Source organism: Brevundimonas sp., assembly GCF_031412435.1.
In the GTDB taxonomy this organism is placed as follows: Bacteria; Pseudomonadota; Alphaproteobacteria; order Caulobacterales; family Caulobacteraceae; genus Brevundimonas.
In genome coordinates this window covers 1-14,556 of sequence record NZ_JANODA010000001.1, presented here as the reverse complement: position 1 = coordinate 14,556, position 14,556 = coordinate 1, and the positions used below count along the sequence as shown (strand labels likewise).

Annotated in this window: 16 protein-coding genes; 5 read left to right on the top strand and 11 right to left on the bottom strand. The window is 67.0% G+C overall.

The window, feature by feature from the left end:
- A partial coding sequence (gene pdhA / locus RMO01_RS00080) for a pyruvate dehydrogenase (acetyl-transferring) E1 component subunit alpha (protein ID WP_409013020.1) occupies positions 1-993 on the bottom strand: 993 nt, incomplete at its 3' end.
- A 156-nt stretch (positions 994-1,149) separates the two neighbouring features.
- Here pdhA and RMO01_RS00075 point away from each other — a divergent pair.
- Positions 1,150-1,683, top strand: a complete 534-nt coding sequence (locus RMO01_RS00075; RefSeq protein WP_309627005.1) for a hypothetical protein — start codon at positions 1,150-1,152, stop codon at positions 1,681-1,683.
- Here the strand turns inward: RMO01_RS00075 and RMO01_RS00070 are convergent.
- The 3 genes from RMO01_RS00070 to RMO01_RS00060 form a co-directional block, all read right to left on the bottom strand.
- On the bottom strand, positions 1,680-1,982 hold the full coding sequence (locus tag RMO01_RS00070; protein WP_309627004.1) for a septum formation initiator family protein: 303 nt from the start codon (positions 1,980-1,982) through the stop codon (positions 1,680-1,682). The two genes, RMO01_RS00075 and RMO01_RS00070, sit on opposite strands and share 4 nt — an antisense overlap.
- Before the next feature lie 171 nt (positions 1,983-2,153).
- Complete coding sequence (locus tag RMO01_RS00065) at positions 2,154-3,044, bottom strand: fructose bisphosphate aldolase (protein WP_309627003.1); 891 nt, start codon at positions 3,042-3,044, stop codon at positions 2,154-2,156.
- 59 nt (positions 3,045-3,103) lie between these two features.
- Positions 3,104-4,282, bottom strand: a complete 1,179-nt coding sequence (locus RMO01_RS00060; protein ID WP_309627002.1) for a phosphoglycerate kinase — start codon at positions 4,280-4,282, stop codon at positions 3,104-3,106.
- A gap of 135 nt (positions 4,283-4,417) precedes the next feature.
- Here RMO01_RS00060 and RMO01_RS00055 point away from each other — a divergent pair, with 135 nt between their 5' ends.
- The gene (locus RMO01_RS00055; RefSeq protein ID WP_309627001.1) at positions 4,418-5,200 is read left to right on the top strand and encodes a peptidylprolyl isomerase; all 783 of its coding nucleotides are present in this window, start codon (positions 4,418-4,420) and stop codon (positions 5,198-5,200) included.
- On the opposite strand, the gene RMO01_RS00050 is transcribed toward RMO01_RS00055, so the two are convergent.
- On the bottom strand, positions 5,167-6,300 hold the full coding sequence (locus tag RMO01_RS00050) for a Ppx/GppA phosphatase family protein (RefSeq protein ID WP_309627000.1): 1,134 nt from the start codon (positions 6,298-6,300) through the stop codon (positions 5,167-5,169). The two genes, RMO01_RS00055 and RMO01_RS00050, sit on opposite strands and share 34 nt — an antisense overlap.
- 148 nt (positions 6,301-6,448) lie before the next feature.
- On the opposite strand from RMO01_RS00050, the gene hspQ reads away from it, so the two are divergent.
- The 3 genes from hspQ (at position 6,449) to RMO01_RS00035 (ending at position 8,056) form a co-directional block, all read left to right on the top strand.
- Positions 6,449-6,763 (top strand): heat shock protein HspQ, encoded by a 315-nt coding sequence (gene hspQ / locus RMO01_RS00045; protein WP_309626999.1) that lies wholly within the window; start codon positions 6,449-6,451, stop codon positions 6,761-6,763.
- Between the two features lie 67 nt (positions 6,764-6,830).
- Positions 6,831-7,706: a phenylalanine 4-monooxygenase gene (gene phhA, locus RMO01_RS00040; RefSeq protein WP_309626998.1), complete on the top strand. Its 876-nt coding sequence runs from the start codon at positions 6,831-6,833 to the stop codon at positions 7,704-7,706.
- Positions 7,703-8,056, top strand: a complete 354-nt coding sequence (locus RMO01_RS00035; RefSeq protein WP_309626997.1) for a hypothetical protein — start codon at positions 7,703-7,705, stop codon at positions 8,054-8,056. Before phhA ends, RMO01_RS00035 begins: the two co-directional genes overlap by 4 nt.
- 45 nt (positions 8,057-8,101) lie before the next feature.
- Here the strand turns inward: RMO01_RS00035 and RMO01_RS00030 are convergent, their stop codons facing one another.
- The 6 genes from RMO01_RS00030 to RMO01_RS00005 all read right to left on the bottom strand — a co-directional run bounded on the left by RMO01_RS00030 (position 8,102) and on the right by RMO01_RS00005 (position 14,345).
- The gene (locus tag RMO01_RS00030; RefSeq protein WP_309626996.1) at positions 8,102-9,397 is read right to left on the bottom strand and encodes an MFS transporter; all 1,296 of its coding nucleotides are present in this window, start codon (positions 9,395-9,397) and stop codon (positions 8,102-8,104) included.
- Positions 9,394-10,005, bottom strand: coding sequence for a DUF998 domain-containing protein (locus RMO01_RS00025; protein ID WP_309626995.1), 612 nt, complete (start codon positions 10,003-10,005; stop codon positions 9,394-9,396). The genes RMO01_RS00030 and RMO01_RS00025 overlap by 4 nt, the downstream gene beginning before the upstream one ends.
- A gap of 100 nt (positions 10,006-10,105) precedes the next feature.
- Positions 10,106-10,540, bottom strand: coding sequence for a hypothetical protein (locus RMO01_RS00020; RefSeq protein WP_309626994.1), 435 nt, complete (start codon positions 10,538-10,540; stop codon positions 10,106-10,108).
- Between the two features lie 9 nt (positions 10,541-10,549).
- Complete coding sequence (gene astB, locus RMO01_RS00015) at positions 10,550-11,881, bottom strand: N-succinylarginine dihydrolase (RefSeq protein WP_309626993.1); 1,332 nt, start codon at positions 11,879-11,881, stop codon at positions 10,550-10,552.
- A complete protein-coding gene (gene astD, locus RMO01_RS00010; protein WP_309627007.1) occupies positions 11,878-13,338 on the bottom strand; it encodes a succinylglutamate-semialdehyde dehydrogenase in 1,461 nt (486 codons plus the stop codon). Before astD ends, astB begins: the two co-directional genes overlap by 4 nt.
- Positions 13,338-14,345, bottom strand: a complete 1,008-nt coding sequence (locus RMO01_RS00005) for an arginine N-succinyltransferase (protein WP_309626992.1) — start codon at positions 14,343-14,345, stop codon at positions 13,338-13,340. Before RMO01_RS00005 ends, astD begins: the two co-directional genes overlap by 1 nt.
- Positions 14,346-14,556: the final 211 nt, after the last annotated feature.

The window sequence follows — 14,556 nt, the reverse complement described above, 5'->3', positions numbered from 1 at the left end:
CCAGAGCTCTTCGACCGAAGGCTCCGGGCTGTCTTTGGCGAATTCGGCGGCTTCGTTGACCTGGGCCTTGATGTCCTTGTCGATGGCCTTCAGGTCCTCGTCCGAGGCCAGGCCCGCGCCCAGAAGCAGATCGCGCACATGCTCGATCGCGTCCTTTTCGGACCGCATCTTCTCGACCTCTTCGCGCGTGCGGTATTTCGCGGGGTCGGACATCGAATGGCCCCGGTAACGGTAGGTCATCATTTCCAGGATATAGGGGCCATTGCCCGCCCGGCAGTGCGCCACGGCCTTTTGCCCCGCCGCCTTGACCGCAAGCACATCCATCCCATCGACCTGCTCGCCGGGAATGCCGTAAGCCAGCCCGCGTCCGAAATAGGTGGTGGACTTGGTGGACCGCTTGACGCTGGTACCCATCGCATAGCCGTTGTTCTCGATCACGAAGATCACCGGCAGCTGCCAGAGCTCGGCCATGTTGTAGGTCTCGTAGACCTGGCCCTGATTGGCCGCGCCGTCGCCGAAATAGGTGAAGGTCACGTTGTCATTGCCGTTGTACTTGTCGGCGAAGGCCAGACCGGCCCCCAGCGGCACCTGCGCGCCCACGATCCCATGCCCGCCATAGAAGTGCTTTTCCTTGGAGAACATGTGCATCGAGCCACCTTTCCCCTTGGAATAGCCGCCGATGCGCCCGGTCAGTTCCGCCATGACGCCCTTGGCATCCATCCCGCAGGCCAGCATGTGACCATGGTCGCGGTAGCTGGTGACACGCTTGTCGCCTTCCTTGGCGGCGGCTTCCAGACCGACGACGACGGCTTCCTGCCCGATGTAGAGATGGCAGAACCCGCCGATCAGACCCATGCCGTAAAGCTGGCCGGCCTTTTCCTCGAACCGCCGGATCAGGAGCATGTCGCGGTAGTATTTCAGCAGCTCGTCCTTGGAGACGTTTGGACGCGCATCTGGCTTCGCTTCGGTCATCGCATCGGGCCTCTTTGCCATCGGGAGATTTCTCCGGTCGCAGAATGGTTCAGCGTTAAACTATCTCTACTACATCGGCGATTGTTGGGTCAATTCAAATTGCCAAGGGACTGCCGACCTGCGCGGGATCGCTCCGATTGTCTTTGTGGCGATTGGTTTCTCGTGCGACGGTCGTTCATGCAGGTTGTGTTCATCCACGGCGCAGGCATCATTCCGGATCGTGCCCGCGGTCAGGACTATCCGCTTTTGGCGCGGTTGCTGTCGCTGTGCCCGGATCTGCGTGTGCCGGTGATGCCCGACGCAATGGAGCCGACGCTTGCCGGGTGGATGCGCGGCATCGATGCGGCGCTTTCGCCCCTTGATCCCGACTCCGTTCTGATCGGCCATTCCCACGGCGGCGCGATGATCCTGAAATGGGTGGCCGAACACAGCCCCGGCTTTCGGGCACGCAACTTCCTCGGCCTCGCGGCACCGTTCTGGAGAGATTACGGGTTTGACTTGCCGGATGGCTTTGCACGGTCCCTGACGGGAATCGCGCGCCTGACGTTCTGCGCGGCTACGGACGACGAGATCATCAAGCCTTCTGATCTCGACGCATACGTCGCTGCGGTCCCCCGCTCCGACCGCGTGCTTCTGAATTCAGGCGGGCATATGCTGGATTGCGAAGCGGTCGTACCGGTCCTGGAACGCGCGCTGCGTCGGGGCGCCTAGCGCAGGACAATCTCGTCCGGCCGCAGAAAGCCGAGGATCTCGCGTGCCTGCTGGTCCAGCAGGTCGAGGTCCAGATAGCTGTCTGAGAGACGTAGCGTCAGATTGGTCAGCGTGGACAGTTCCGCCGACAGTCGGTCGCGTTCGGCGGTCAGTGTCTCGCTCTCCGCGCGGATTTCCACCTGGCGAAAAACGCCGTACTCGCCCTGCACGGCGGCAAAGGTGAAGTAGCTGGTCAGCAGGAACAGCGGCCCGTAATAGGCGGCTGCGCCAAGCGCGGGCTTCAGGGTGGATTGGATCATGCGCGGCCTCGTCCGCCTTCTGAAACCGGGCGGTCAGGTGATTCTAGACCAAGCAAATCCCGAAGGGAATCCCCCATCTTCACCCGACACGACTTGATCGCATGGCCCTGACACCTGCGCGGAATGTTGCCAATCGACCCCGCCAGCCGACGGATGGCGAGGCGATGAGGATCAGGCGATGGAGGCGCGGTAGATGCTGTCGATCGCCTCGCCGAGCGCCGCATCGAATTCCGCGTCGGTCTGCTGGGCGCTCAGCCCTTCGGTCAAGGCGCGGCTGAAGCTGGCGATGATGCCCTTGTTCTGGGCCAGGATGACGTTCGCTGCGATGCGTGAATGGCCGCCCGACAGGGCGACCACCTTCAGCACCTTGGGGTGAGCCACTAGCGGGGCATAGAAATTCGCCTGGCTCGGCAGGGACAGCTTCAGCATGACCTGCTGTCCGGCGGGCAGCTGCTCCAGCGCGCGCAGGATCTCGTCCTGCAGCATGGCCTCAGCCTCGGCCTTGTCGGCGATGGAGATCGTGACCTCCGGCTCCAGGATCGGCATCAGCCCGTGCGATGTGACCTGCGCGGCCACCTCGAACTGCTGCGCGACAATGGCCGCAATGCCCTTGGCATTAGCCGCGCCCACCACCGACCGCTCCTTGGTCCCAAAAATCCCGGCCTTGGCCGCGCGGTCGAGAAGCGCGTCGAGCCCAGGCATCGGTTTCATCAGTTGTACGCCGTCGGCTTCCGGCTCCAGGCCCTTGTCGATCTTAAGGAACGGGACGACATGCCGGTTCTTCCACAGAAAGGTTGCGGTCGGGATGCCGTCGATGTCGCGGTCCATCGTCTGCTCGAACAGGATGGCACCGACCACCTTGTCCCCGGAAAAAGCGGGGCTCTTGATGATCCGGCTCCGCATTGCATGGATCATGTCATACATCGCCGCCTCGCCAGAATACTGGCTTTCGTCAACGCCATAAAGCTTGAGCGCCTTGGGCGTGGACCCGCCCGACTGGTCAAGCGCGGCGATGAAGCCGATACCGTTGCGAACCTGTTCCGTCATCTCGGCCTGTGCCATCGCGCTCTCCCTGGACTGTTGGTCCGGCATACAATGCCGCCGGACATCCCGCAATCGCCTCAGCCCATCAGGGCGGCGACGCCGGGCAGATCCTTGCCTTCCATCCATTCCAGAAAGGCGCCCCCGGCGGTGGAGATGAAGGTGAAGTCCCCCGCCGCCCCGGCTTTGTTCAGAGCCGAGACCGTGTCGCCGCCGCCCGCGACCGAGACGAGCTTGCCCGCCCGCGTCAGGCTGGCCGCCGCCCGCGCAGCCGCATTGGTGGCGGCATCGAAGGGTTCTATCTCGAACGCACCCAGCGGGCCGTTCCAGATCAGGGTTTTCGACCGCTCGAACACGGCCTCGATGGCAGCCACCGTCTTTGGCCCCGCATCCAGGATCATCGCGTCGATCGGGCAGTCCTGCAGGTCGACCAGTTCGCACTCCGCGCCAGCCTTGAATTCCCGCGCGACCACAAGGTCAACCGGCAGATGGATGGTGCAGCCCGCCGATTGCGCCTTGCGGAAGATTTCGCGCGCGGTCTCGGCCATGTCACGTTCGGCAAGTGAGCGTCCGACCTCGATGCCTTCGGCCACCAGAAAGGTGTTCGCCATTCCGCCGCCGATCACCAGATGGTCCACCTTGGTCACGAGGTTCGCCAGAAGCTCGATCTTGGTCGACACCTTGGCCCCGCCCACGACCGCCACGACGGGGCGCTCGGGCGTGCCCAAGGCGGCCTCCAGCGCGCGCAGTTCCTCCTCCATCAGCCGGCCCGCACAGCTTGGCAACAGATGCGCCACGCCTGTGGTGGAGGCATGGGCGCGGTGGGCTGCGGAAAAGGCGTCGTTGCAGAACACGTCCCCAAGGCTGGCAAGCGACCGCGCCATTTCGGGGTCATTGGCTTCCTCCATCGGCGAAAAGCGGGTGTTCTCCACCAGCACGACCGCATCGGCGGGCAGGGCGTCGATCGCCGCGCGGTCCGGATGGGCCATGAACTCCGCCTTGCGACCCAGGGCGGCCTCCAGCGCGGGCTGGACCAGAGCCAGGCTCATCTCGGGCACCGGCTTGCCCTTGGGCCGCCCGTAGTGCGCCAGAAGAACGACCTTTCCCCCCTTGGCCAGGATGTCCTTGACGGTGGGCACGATCTTGTCGATGCGCGTCGTGTCGGTGACGCGGCCATCCTCCATCGGCACGTTGATGTCGACGCGGGTCAGGACCACCTTTCCGGCAAGGTCCAGATCATCAAGTGTCTTCCAGGCCATCGCAATTCCCCCCGTGCATGTCCCATCCTCTTTCCGGACTTCGCGCAGTTTCGTCAACCGGTCGCGTCGCTTTGGCCTTTCCTTGGCCGGTTCCCGCCGCTAGTTTCCTGCGCCAAGCAACAGGAGATGCCCCTCATGCCGGAAATCAAGGATCCCGAAAACACGATCATCGTGACGCTCAAGGATGGTGAGGTCGTGATCGCCCTGCTGCCCGACGTGGCACCGAAACACACCGAACGGATGAAGGCGCTGGCCCGCGCCGGCGCCTATGACAATGTCTGTTTTCACCGCGTCATCGACGGCTTCATGGCCCAGACCGGCGACCCCCTGGGTAATGGCGAGGGGCAGAGTCCCTATCCCGACATCAAGGCCGAGTTCACCTTCCGCCGGGGACCGGAGACGCCGTTCACACCCGTCGCCTCGCCCGCCGGCGCCATGCTGGGTTTCCTTCACAGCCTGCCGATCCAGACCCAGCCGACATCTCTGATGGCCACCACCGCCGACGGCAAGGTCCACGCCTGGGGGGCCTATTGCCCGGGCGTCGCGGGCATGGCGCGCGACGACGCCATCGACAGCGCCAACTCGCAGTTCTTCCTGATGCGCCAGCCTTATCCGGCGCTCGACAAGCGCTACACCGTCTGGGGGACGGTGGTGTCTGGTCTGGACGTCGTGCGCGCGATCAAGGTCGGCGACGGCGACAATGGCGCGGTCACCACGGAGCCCGATCGCATGATCCGCGTCCGCATCGCCTCGGACCTGGCCGAGGCCGAGCGGCCGGTGGTTCAGGTGCTGGATACGGCCTCGGCCGCCTTCCGGACCCTGGCCGACGGTGTGCGAACGGCCCGCGGGGCGGATTTCTCGATCTGCGACATCGTCCTGCCGGTTCAGGTCTCCGGCGCAGCGGCCCCCCCCGTCTGAGACCGGCCGGTGTGACCCCCGCGGCCCCGGCTGCGACGCCGTCGCTGGGGCTTCCGGGCCTCGCGCATCTGCTGCAGCAAAAGGCCTTCGCGCAGACCCCGGTCGGCGACCCGCACCCGCTCGCTGGGCCAGGCCCGCTGAACAGCATCCAGGATCGCGGCGCCGGCCAGTACAAGGTCGGCGCGGTCCGGTCCGATACAGGCCTCCGCCGCCCGTCCCCTGGGCCCCAACGCCTTCAGCTTCTCCGCCGCCGCGTCGCATTCCGTCCGGGTCATCCACAAGCCGTCGACCCGGTCCCGCTGGTAGCGCCTCAGGTTCAGGTGAACGCCTGCCAGGCTGGTGATCGCCCCTGACGTCCCGACCAGATGACCCTGGCCGGTCGCGAACAGCCGGCGGAACTCGGCGTCATCGAATGGTCCGGCCGACAGCGCCTTGCTCATGTCTCCGACCATGGCCTCGTACCAGGCCTCGCCCGAGCCCTCAGGTTCCGGATGCCGCTCGGCCAGGGTCACAACGCCCAGCGGCGCGGACATCCAGGCCACGGTCTTCATCTCCGCGCCCGACTTCCTCAGCCAGGACAGTTCGGTCGACCCCCCGCCGACGTCGATGACCAGCACCGCCTCCGCCGTCGGATCGAACAGGTTCAGACATCCCTCGACCGACAGTCGGGCCTCCTCGACCGGATCGATGATGCGCAGCTTCAGCCCGGTTCCGCGCCGCACCCGGTCGATGAACGCCTCGCCGTTCTCGGCCTGGCGACAGGCCTGTGTCGCGACCGCGCTCAGCCGGGCTGAATCGACGCCCCGCCGCATGACCCGCTCGGCGCACAGGGCCAGGGCGTCATAGGCCCGGTCCATGGCGTCGTCGTCGAGACGACCCGTCCGCGACAGGCCTTCGCCCAGTCTCACGATGCGGCTGAAGCTGTCGACCACGCGAAAGCCGGTCCGCGCCGGACGCGCGATCAGCAGGCGACAATTGTTGGTCCCCAGATCCAGCGCGCCGAACACGGGACCGTCGCGACCCGACGAATCCCGCATGGACGCCCGTTGGACCCGGGACCGCTCGTCGCGCCGCCTTGGCGCGCCGTCGGGTTCCGGCATGGGCCGAACTTTCATGTGGGCGCAACCGAACCGGGCGCCCGTCCCTGCCAACCTAGTCCGCCCAAACCGTCCGCGCCAAGCCTATCTGACGCGAAGATGAACAAGGTGATCGGCATAACGCTCAGGTTGGGGCGGGTAACTCGTCAGCATGACCCAGTCCCTCACCGCCAAATTCGGCCTCGGCCAGATCGTGCGACACCGCCAGGAGTCTTTCCGCGGCGTGGTCGTGGATGTCGATGCCGCCTATGCGGGACCGGTGAACGAGCCCGGCCCCGACAACCGCGACCAGCCGTTTTACCGCGTGCTCGCAATGGGCGGAGATGCAGGCTTCCTCATCTACGCCGCCGAGAACGTGCTCGAGCATGATCCCGACGTCGCGCCCTTGTCACCCACTGATCAGGCCCACTGGTTCACCATGGACCAACAGGGGCGTATCGCACCCCGCGCGCAGCCAATTCACTGATCGGGCCTGATCGGGCCGTTGGCTCTTGGCCGCCGGGGTTCTAGACTGCCGGTTCAAGGAGCGCGAGATGGCTGATTTCGAACATGTCTTTCAAACCCCGCCCGAGGGCGCGGCGGCGGACTGGACGATCTCCCAGAATTGGCGCGCCTATACCCAGGTCGAGCACGACACCTGGGACACCCTCTACGCCCGCCAGATGGAGATCCTGCCCGGCCGGGCCGCCGACGCCTTCATGAAGGGGCTCACGGCGCTGGACCTGAACACCGGCGGCATCCCCGACTTCGCCCTGATGAACCCGAAGCTGAAGGCCCTGACGGGCTGGACCGTGGTCTGCGTGCCGGGTCTGGTGCCTGATGACGTCTTCTTCGACCACCTGGCCAACCGCCGCTTCCCGTCCGGCCAGTTCATCAGGAAGCCCGACCAGCTGGACTACCTGCAGGAGCCGGACATCTTCCACGACGTGTTCGGCCACGTCCCGATGCTGACCGACCCCGACTTCGCCGATTACATGCAGGCCTACGGCAAGGGCGGCCAGCGCGCCCAGAGCCTTGGCATGCTCAAGAACCTGGCCCGCCTCTACTGGTATACGGTCGAGTTCGGCCTGATGGACGAGGGCTCGGGCTTGCGCATCTACGGCGCCGGCATCGTCTCCTCGGCTTCGGAGAGCATCTTCGCGCTTGAGGACCCGTCGCCCAACCGCATCGCCTTCAACCTGGAGCGGATCATGCGGACCGACTACCGCATCGACGACTTCCAGCAGGTCTATTTCGTCATCCCCTCGATCGAGGCCCTCAACGACGCGACGCTGGAGGATTTCGGCCCCATCTACGACCGGCTGAAGGGACAGTCGGACATCGGTATCGAGGCCATCCAGCCCTATGACAGGGTCCTCACCCAGGGCACCCAAGATTATGCCCACAAGGGCGGAAGGTTCGCAGCATGACCCGCACGATCGCCCTCGTCCTGATCGCTGGCCTGGCCGTCGCGACCGCCGCCTGCACCGAGTCCAAACGCGCCCGGAATGCTGCGACATGGGGCGACAAGCCCGCCGACATCACCTGCTGGACCTATGGCACGGAGACCTTCTCCGGCCGCTCGACCGGCAAGGTTGAACACAGCGAGGAGGGCCGCATCGCCTTCGTCGACGCCGCCAACGGCCGCTACACCACGGTCGATGGCGATTGCCGGGTGGTCTATCTGGCCGAGGGAGAAGCAGGCGAGCCCACGCCGGTCGCGGTTACGCCAGCGCCCGCGCCGGCGGCTGTCCTGCCCGAAACCACCCCCGCTCAGTAACGCGCTGTGCACCCCGGCCTTCGCCGGGGCGCACGAAGGAGATGATCAGTCGTGGACGATCAGACTCCTGGCCTTCGTATCCCGCATCAGGACATAGGTGATCAGTGAGATCCCGATCATCCCGGTGACGTACCAGAAATACAGGCTCTCGCGGCCGTCCAGCTTGAACCACAGCGCGACGTACTCCGCCGTCCCGCCGAACACCGCATTGGCGATGGCGTAGGGCAGGGCGACGCCGAGGGCGCGGATGTGGGCGGGGAACAGCTCGGCCTTCACTACGGCGTTGATGGCCGTGTAGCCGGACACGATCACCAGCGCGGCCAGCGACAGGGCGAAGGCCGCGAACGCATCGGTCGTGACGGCCAGGGTGCTCATGATCGGCACGGTGCAGAACAGGCCCAGCACCCCGAACGCGATCATCACGGGCTTTCTGCCGATCCGGTCCGACAGCGCCCCGACCAAGGGCTGGATCAGCATGAAGATCAGCAGGGCCGCCGCCGAGATCTCCGTCGCCTGGGCCTTGGAGAAGCCCGAGGTGTTGGTCAGGAATTTCTGCAGATAGGTCGTGTAGGTATAGAAGGCGAGCGTGCCGCCGGCCGTCAGGCCGATGACGATCAGCGCCTCCTTCGGGTGCCGCAGCACCAGCTCCAGGGCGCTGGATTTCGGCGCCGAACGGGTGTCTTCGGCCTGGAAGGCGCGGGTCTCGTCCAGCCGCCGCCGCAGCCAGAAGACCACCACCGCCAGCGTCGCGCCGACAAAGAACGGGATGCGCCACGCCCATGCTGACAGCGCCTCCTCGCCCAGCGTCCGCTGCAGCACGATCAGCAGCGCCAGAGCCAGCAGTTGTCCCGAGATCAAGGTGACGTACTGGAAACTGGACCAGAAGCCGCGATGCTTCGCCGTGGCCATCTCCGACAGATAGGTGGCGCTGGATCCGTATTCGCCGCCGACGCTCAGCCCCTGCATCATCCGCGCGATCAGCAGCAGGGCGGGTGCGGCGATGCCGATGGTCGCATAGCCCGGCGTGCAGGCGATCAGCAGCGACCCGGCGCACATCAGGCTGACCGACAGGGTCAGCCCGGCCTTGCGCCCTTTGCGATCCGAATAGACCCCCATGACCCAGGCCCCGATCGGACGCATGAGGAAGCCCACGGCGAAGATGGCGGCGGTGCTCAGCAGCTGTGCAGTGGGCTCGCCCTTGGGAAAGAAGACGGGCGCGAAATAGACGGTGAACGCCGCATAGGCGAACCAGTCGAACCACTCGACCAGATTGCCGGCCGATCCGCCGATGATGTTGCGCAGGCGGCGGGCGGGGGTCATCTCGGGGAGCGCGTCGGTCATATTGCGGTCTCCATGGGCCGGCGGACAGCGAGGGCGACGCCCACGGTCCAGGCGGCGAAGGCGATCTCCAGCACGCGCTGGGCTCCGCCATAGAATTCAAATCCGGGATGGATCAGCCAGATCGCGCCGGCGGCGGGCGCCCCGCAGACGATGGCCAGATGAAACAGGTCTCGCCCGCGAGGCCAGGACCTGGCCGCCATCCCGACCAGCGCCAGTCCCACGAGCCCGCACAGATAGCCGATGCCGCCCAGCACCTCATGCAGCAGGGCGGCCGGGCTCGGGTTCGCCAGAGAGCATTGGAAATCGCACGGGAAAATCCCGCCGAACATCAGGCCGAAACCGTTCAGCGCGCTGAGGCCAAAGCCGATCACCGCCAGCGGGCCCCGCGGAAACAGCGAGATGCACATCAGCCAGAAGGCCGCCAGCAGCACGCCGGACGCCATGAAGGCATAGCTGACGCCCGGTCCCGTCGTCGCCCCTGTCGCGCCCAGTTCGCTGATGTACTGGCGCAGATGGTCGTAGCCCGGGTAGGCAAAACCGGCCGATATCGCGGCCACCGCGAGGATGACCAGGCTCAGGATTGCGCAGGCGAAGGCGAGTTGGCGCACGATCACTGTCCCCCGAAGTCGGCGGCGCCATCCTTCAGGGATTTGTCCATCCTGACCAGAGCCGGAACGTCGGCCTCGGTGGCGATGCTGTGCGGCAGCCTCATCGTGCCGACAGCGCCGCCCAGGCGACCCAGGTCCCGACGGCGTAGCAGACGCCATAGACCAGCACGATCAGCGAGCTCCACAGCACGAAGGGCGTGACGCCGCCCGGGTTGAGGACCAGTGCCGGTATCAACACCAGACCCCGCAACAGATAGACCGCCGAGATCAGCACCAGCGCCGTCCGCATCAGCGGCAGGCGTGGGATCAGCCCCGCCCCCGCGAAGGCGTAGGCCGCCCACACCGCCAGCACGGTCGCGATCCCGAGGGTGACCAGCGTCGGCGTCAGCGAGCCCTGCTCGGCCATCCGCGCCATGCCCTCGCCCGCGCCGAAGAACCGGTACCAGGCCGGCCCGCCCGCGATGACCGCGAGATGCAGCAGGGACGCCGCCGCGCTCAACGCGCCGCCGACAATCAGGATCGGGTTCTGGGCCATGGGATCCTGTCAGATTCGCTGGAAGGGGTAGAAGCCGCTTCCCAGCTTAAGCAGGGCCGTGAGTTCGTCCAGAGCGCCCCGGCTTTCCTCGATCAGCGCCGGATCGGCCAAGTCCGCCGGCGGCAGCGTCTCGCGGTACCAGCGACTGGCCCACGCCGCCAGACTCGCATGGAGTTCGTCGGTCAACCGCATCGCCGGGTTTGTCGCCGCCAGCTCCGCCTCGTCCAGCACCACCCGCAACCGCAGGCAGGCCGGCCCGCCGCCGTTCCGCATCGACTGGCGCACATCGACATATTCGACCCGCCCGATCGGCCCGTTGGAGGCGACCAACCCCTGCGCCACCGCATGGGCGCGCGGATTGTCCCGCGTCTCCGTCGGACAGATCAGCGTCAGCCGGCTCTCCCCCGGCAGCGAGACCAGCATGGAGTTGAACAGATAGGAGGAGATCGCATCGGCCAGCGGCAGGTCTGCCTCCGACACTTCTATGAACACGGGCTCGAACCCGGTGGCCGCCGCCCGGATCGCGGCGTGGGTCCCGGCCGTATCCTCGAACGCCAGTTCATGGTGGAACAGGGTCTCCAGCGCGCCCACGCAGACCACGTCGTTGTGGAAGGTCCCGCCCGCGATGGCCGCCCGCGACTGCTGCGCCAGGACGACGCCCGCCGCCCCATGCCGACGCCCCACCGCCTCCGACGCCTGCCGTGTCTGGCGGGCAGGCCAAGGGCCGTCCCAAGGCTCGAAGGCGTCGCGCCCCCAGACCAGCAGATTGACCCCCGGCTCCCCATGTTCGGCGCACAGCCGCACATGGTTCGCGGCCCCCTCGTCGGCCAGATGCGCCACCGGCCACAGGGCGTCATGGACCGCGAACCGCTCCGGGTCCGGGAACAGCGCCTCAAGCGCCCGCTTCGTCTGCGCATGCTCCAGCGACCGATGCAGGTTGGTGTGCAGATTCGCCGGCGTGAAATGGACCCGACCGTCGGCGCTGTCGGCGGAGGGCGTCACCGTCGCGGCGTTGGCGGCCCACATCGGCGAGGCCGAACAGGCGGCCGCCGCAAACGTCGGCGCCTCCTTCCAGGCCCGCTGCAGCACCGCTGCATCCGAACCCGCGAAACCCAGTCGCCGCAGGAAGGGAATATCCGGCCGCTCATGCGGCGGCAGCACGAACTGCGGCAGACCCAGGTCCGCAAGCCGCTTCATCTTGTCGAGCCCCTGCAGCACGGCGGCGCGGGGACTGGAGGCGTTCCCGGCATTGCCCATGGCGGCCAGGTTGCCGGGGCTGAGGCCGGCATAGGAATGGGTCGGCCCGATCAGCCCGTCGGCATTGGCCTCGACAGCGCTCATCGCAGCCCCCGGATCTCGCCCTCGATGTTCTTCACCGCCCCGGCCTCGAAGCTGGCGACCGGATAGGCGCAGTAGTCGGCGGCGTAATACGCGCTCGGCCGGTGGTTGCCCGACGCGCCCAGCCCGCCGAACGGCATGTCGCCCGCCGCGCCCGTCGTCGGCCGGTTGAAGTTGACCACCCCCGCCCGGATGCGCCGGATGAACCGGTCCCAGTTGGTTGGATCGTCCGAGACCAGCCCCGCCGACAGCCCGTACCGCGTCGCATTGGCCGCCGCGATCGCCGCCTCGAACGAGGCTACGCGGGTCACCGACAGGAAGGGCGCGAACATCTCCTCATCCGGAACATCGATCCCGGTCACGTCGAGGATCGCCGGCTTCACGAAGGCGCCCGGAAGGTTGTCGACCGGCCCCGACGCCCGGATCACCCGCGCGCCCAGATCGATCCTTTGCTGCAAGGCGGCCAGGGCCTGTTCCGCCGCCCGCTGCGAGATCAGCGGCCCCGCATAGGGTTCGGGCGTCTGGTCCCACGGCGCGAAGATCAGCCGCTCGACCAGGGCGTTGACCGCCTCGACGATCGCGTCGCCCTGCGCCCCCTTCGGCACGATCAGCCGCCGCGCGCACGAACACCGCTGGCCGGTCGTCACAAACGCCGACTGCACCACGATGCCGGCCACGGCCTCCGCATCCGCCGCATCCCAGACCACCAGCGGATTGTTGCCGCCCAGCTCCAGCGCCAGGATCACATGCGGATCGTCGGCGAACTTCTTCCGGAAATGCGCGCCTGCTGCGCCCGAGCCGGTGAACATCAGGGCGTCGATGGGCTGATCCAGCAGGGCCGCCCCGACGTCTCGCCCGCCTTGGACCAGGTTGAACACACCGGCCGGCAGGTCGGCCTCCTGCATGCATTCGGCGATCAGCTGCCCGGCGTGCGGCGTCTCCTCCGACGGCTTGAACACGACTGTGTCCCCCGCCAGCAGCGCCGGCACGATATGGCCGTTGGGCAGATGGCCGGGGAAGTTGAACGGCCCCAGCACCGCCGCGACCCCCTGCGGCCGATGCCGCAAGGTCGCGGTCCCGAACGCCGTCTCCGCCGTCCGCTCGCCGGTCCGCTCGTCATAGGCCCGGATTGAGAGATCGACCTTGCCCGCCATCGATCCCAGCTCGGCGGTGGTCTCCCACAGGGCCTTGCCGGTCTCCCTCGAGATCGCCTCGGCGAAGGTCGGCGCCCGCGCCTTCAGCGCCGCCTGGTACCGTTTCATCGCCGCGATCCGCTCGTCGCGCGGCCGGTCGGCCCAGTCGGGGAAGGCGGCCCGCGCCGCCTCGACGGCGGCCCCGACCTGGGCTCCCGACGCCTCGTTCCCGCGCCAGACCCTGGCCTCCGTCGCCGGATCGAACGAGGCGAAGCCGTCGCCCGCGCCCTCGGTCCAGACGCCGTTCAGATAGAGTTTGCCGTCGATCATGATTTCACCCGCACGATGTCGCCGTCCCGCACCTTCAGCGCCGCTGCGGTCTCGGCCGTCACCCGGACCGTTTCGCCCTCGATCGCGGCCCGCGCCCGGACGGCCCGGAAGACCTCCACGCTGTCGGTCGAGACCAGCGCCGGCAACTCGGCCTCGAATTCCTCGGTCACGACGACCGACAGTCGCCGCGCATCCCGCACCGTCCGGATATGGTCCCTCGGACAGGTCACCGTCGGCCCTGCGTCGAAGATGTCGACCAGCCCGTTCGGCCGGAACCCTTCGCTCTCCAGCAGAGCCATCGCCGCCACCCCTTGGGGATGCACCTTGCCGATCACCGCCCGCGCGGGCTCGGGCAACAGGTCGACATAGATCGGGTGGCGCGGGGCCAGGTCGAGGATGAACTGCTTGTCCGTCGACCCCGTCATCATGTCCGCCTGGTCGAACGGCATGGGGAAGAATTTGTGCGCCACATGGTCCCAGAACGGACAGGCGCCGTCGGGCGTGAAAACCCCGCGCAACTCGGCCAGCACGGTCTCGGCGAACAGCTCGGGCTGGGCCCCGATCAGCATGTACCGCGACTGGCTGAGCAAACGCCCCGCGCCGCCCTTGCGCCGGTCCGCCTTCAGGAACAGCGATCCCACCTCGGTCCAGCCGGCGCACTCGTTCACCAGGGTCAGGGTCTGGTGATCCATCCGGATGCCCAGCGACGGCGACTGCGCCGGATTGTTGGCGATGCGGAACGAGAAGAACGGTCGCTTGAGCCCGACCGTCGCCTTGACGCTGGCGATGCCGTCGACGTCGCCGGTGTCGGTCTCCTCCATCATCAGGGTGAACCAGCGATCCGGCGCTGAGATGGCGCCCGTGAAACTGTCGCGGCTGACATCGAGCCGCTCCGACAGCTGGTCCGGGTCCTCAGGCAGGCTGGTGAAGCCGGGGCCCGACAGGATGGCCAGTTCCAGCAGGTGATCGAGGTCGGCGGGACCGGCGGGACGAACGACGAGCATCTAGACAATCACTCCCACTATTCTTTCGTCATCCTCCGGCGAGCGTAGCGAGACCGGGGGACACAGCGGCGCGCGATAGCGCGAAACTGTCGCGGACACAGACTGCCTGAACAGATCGCCTTCGGCGCCGCTTCGTCCCCCGGTCTGCGGCGCGCAGGGCGCCTTGCCGGAGGATGACGAAAGGAAAAAAGCAGGAGTCACATCGTCTCCA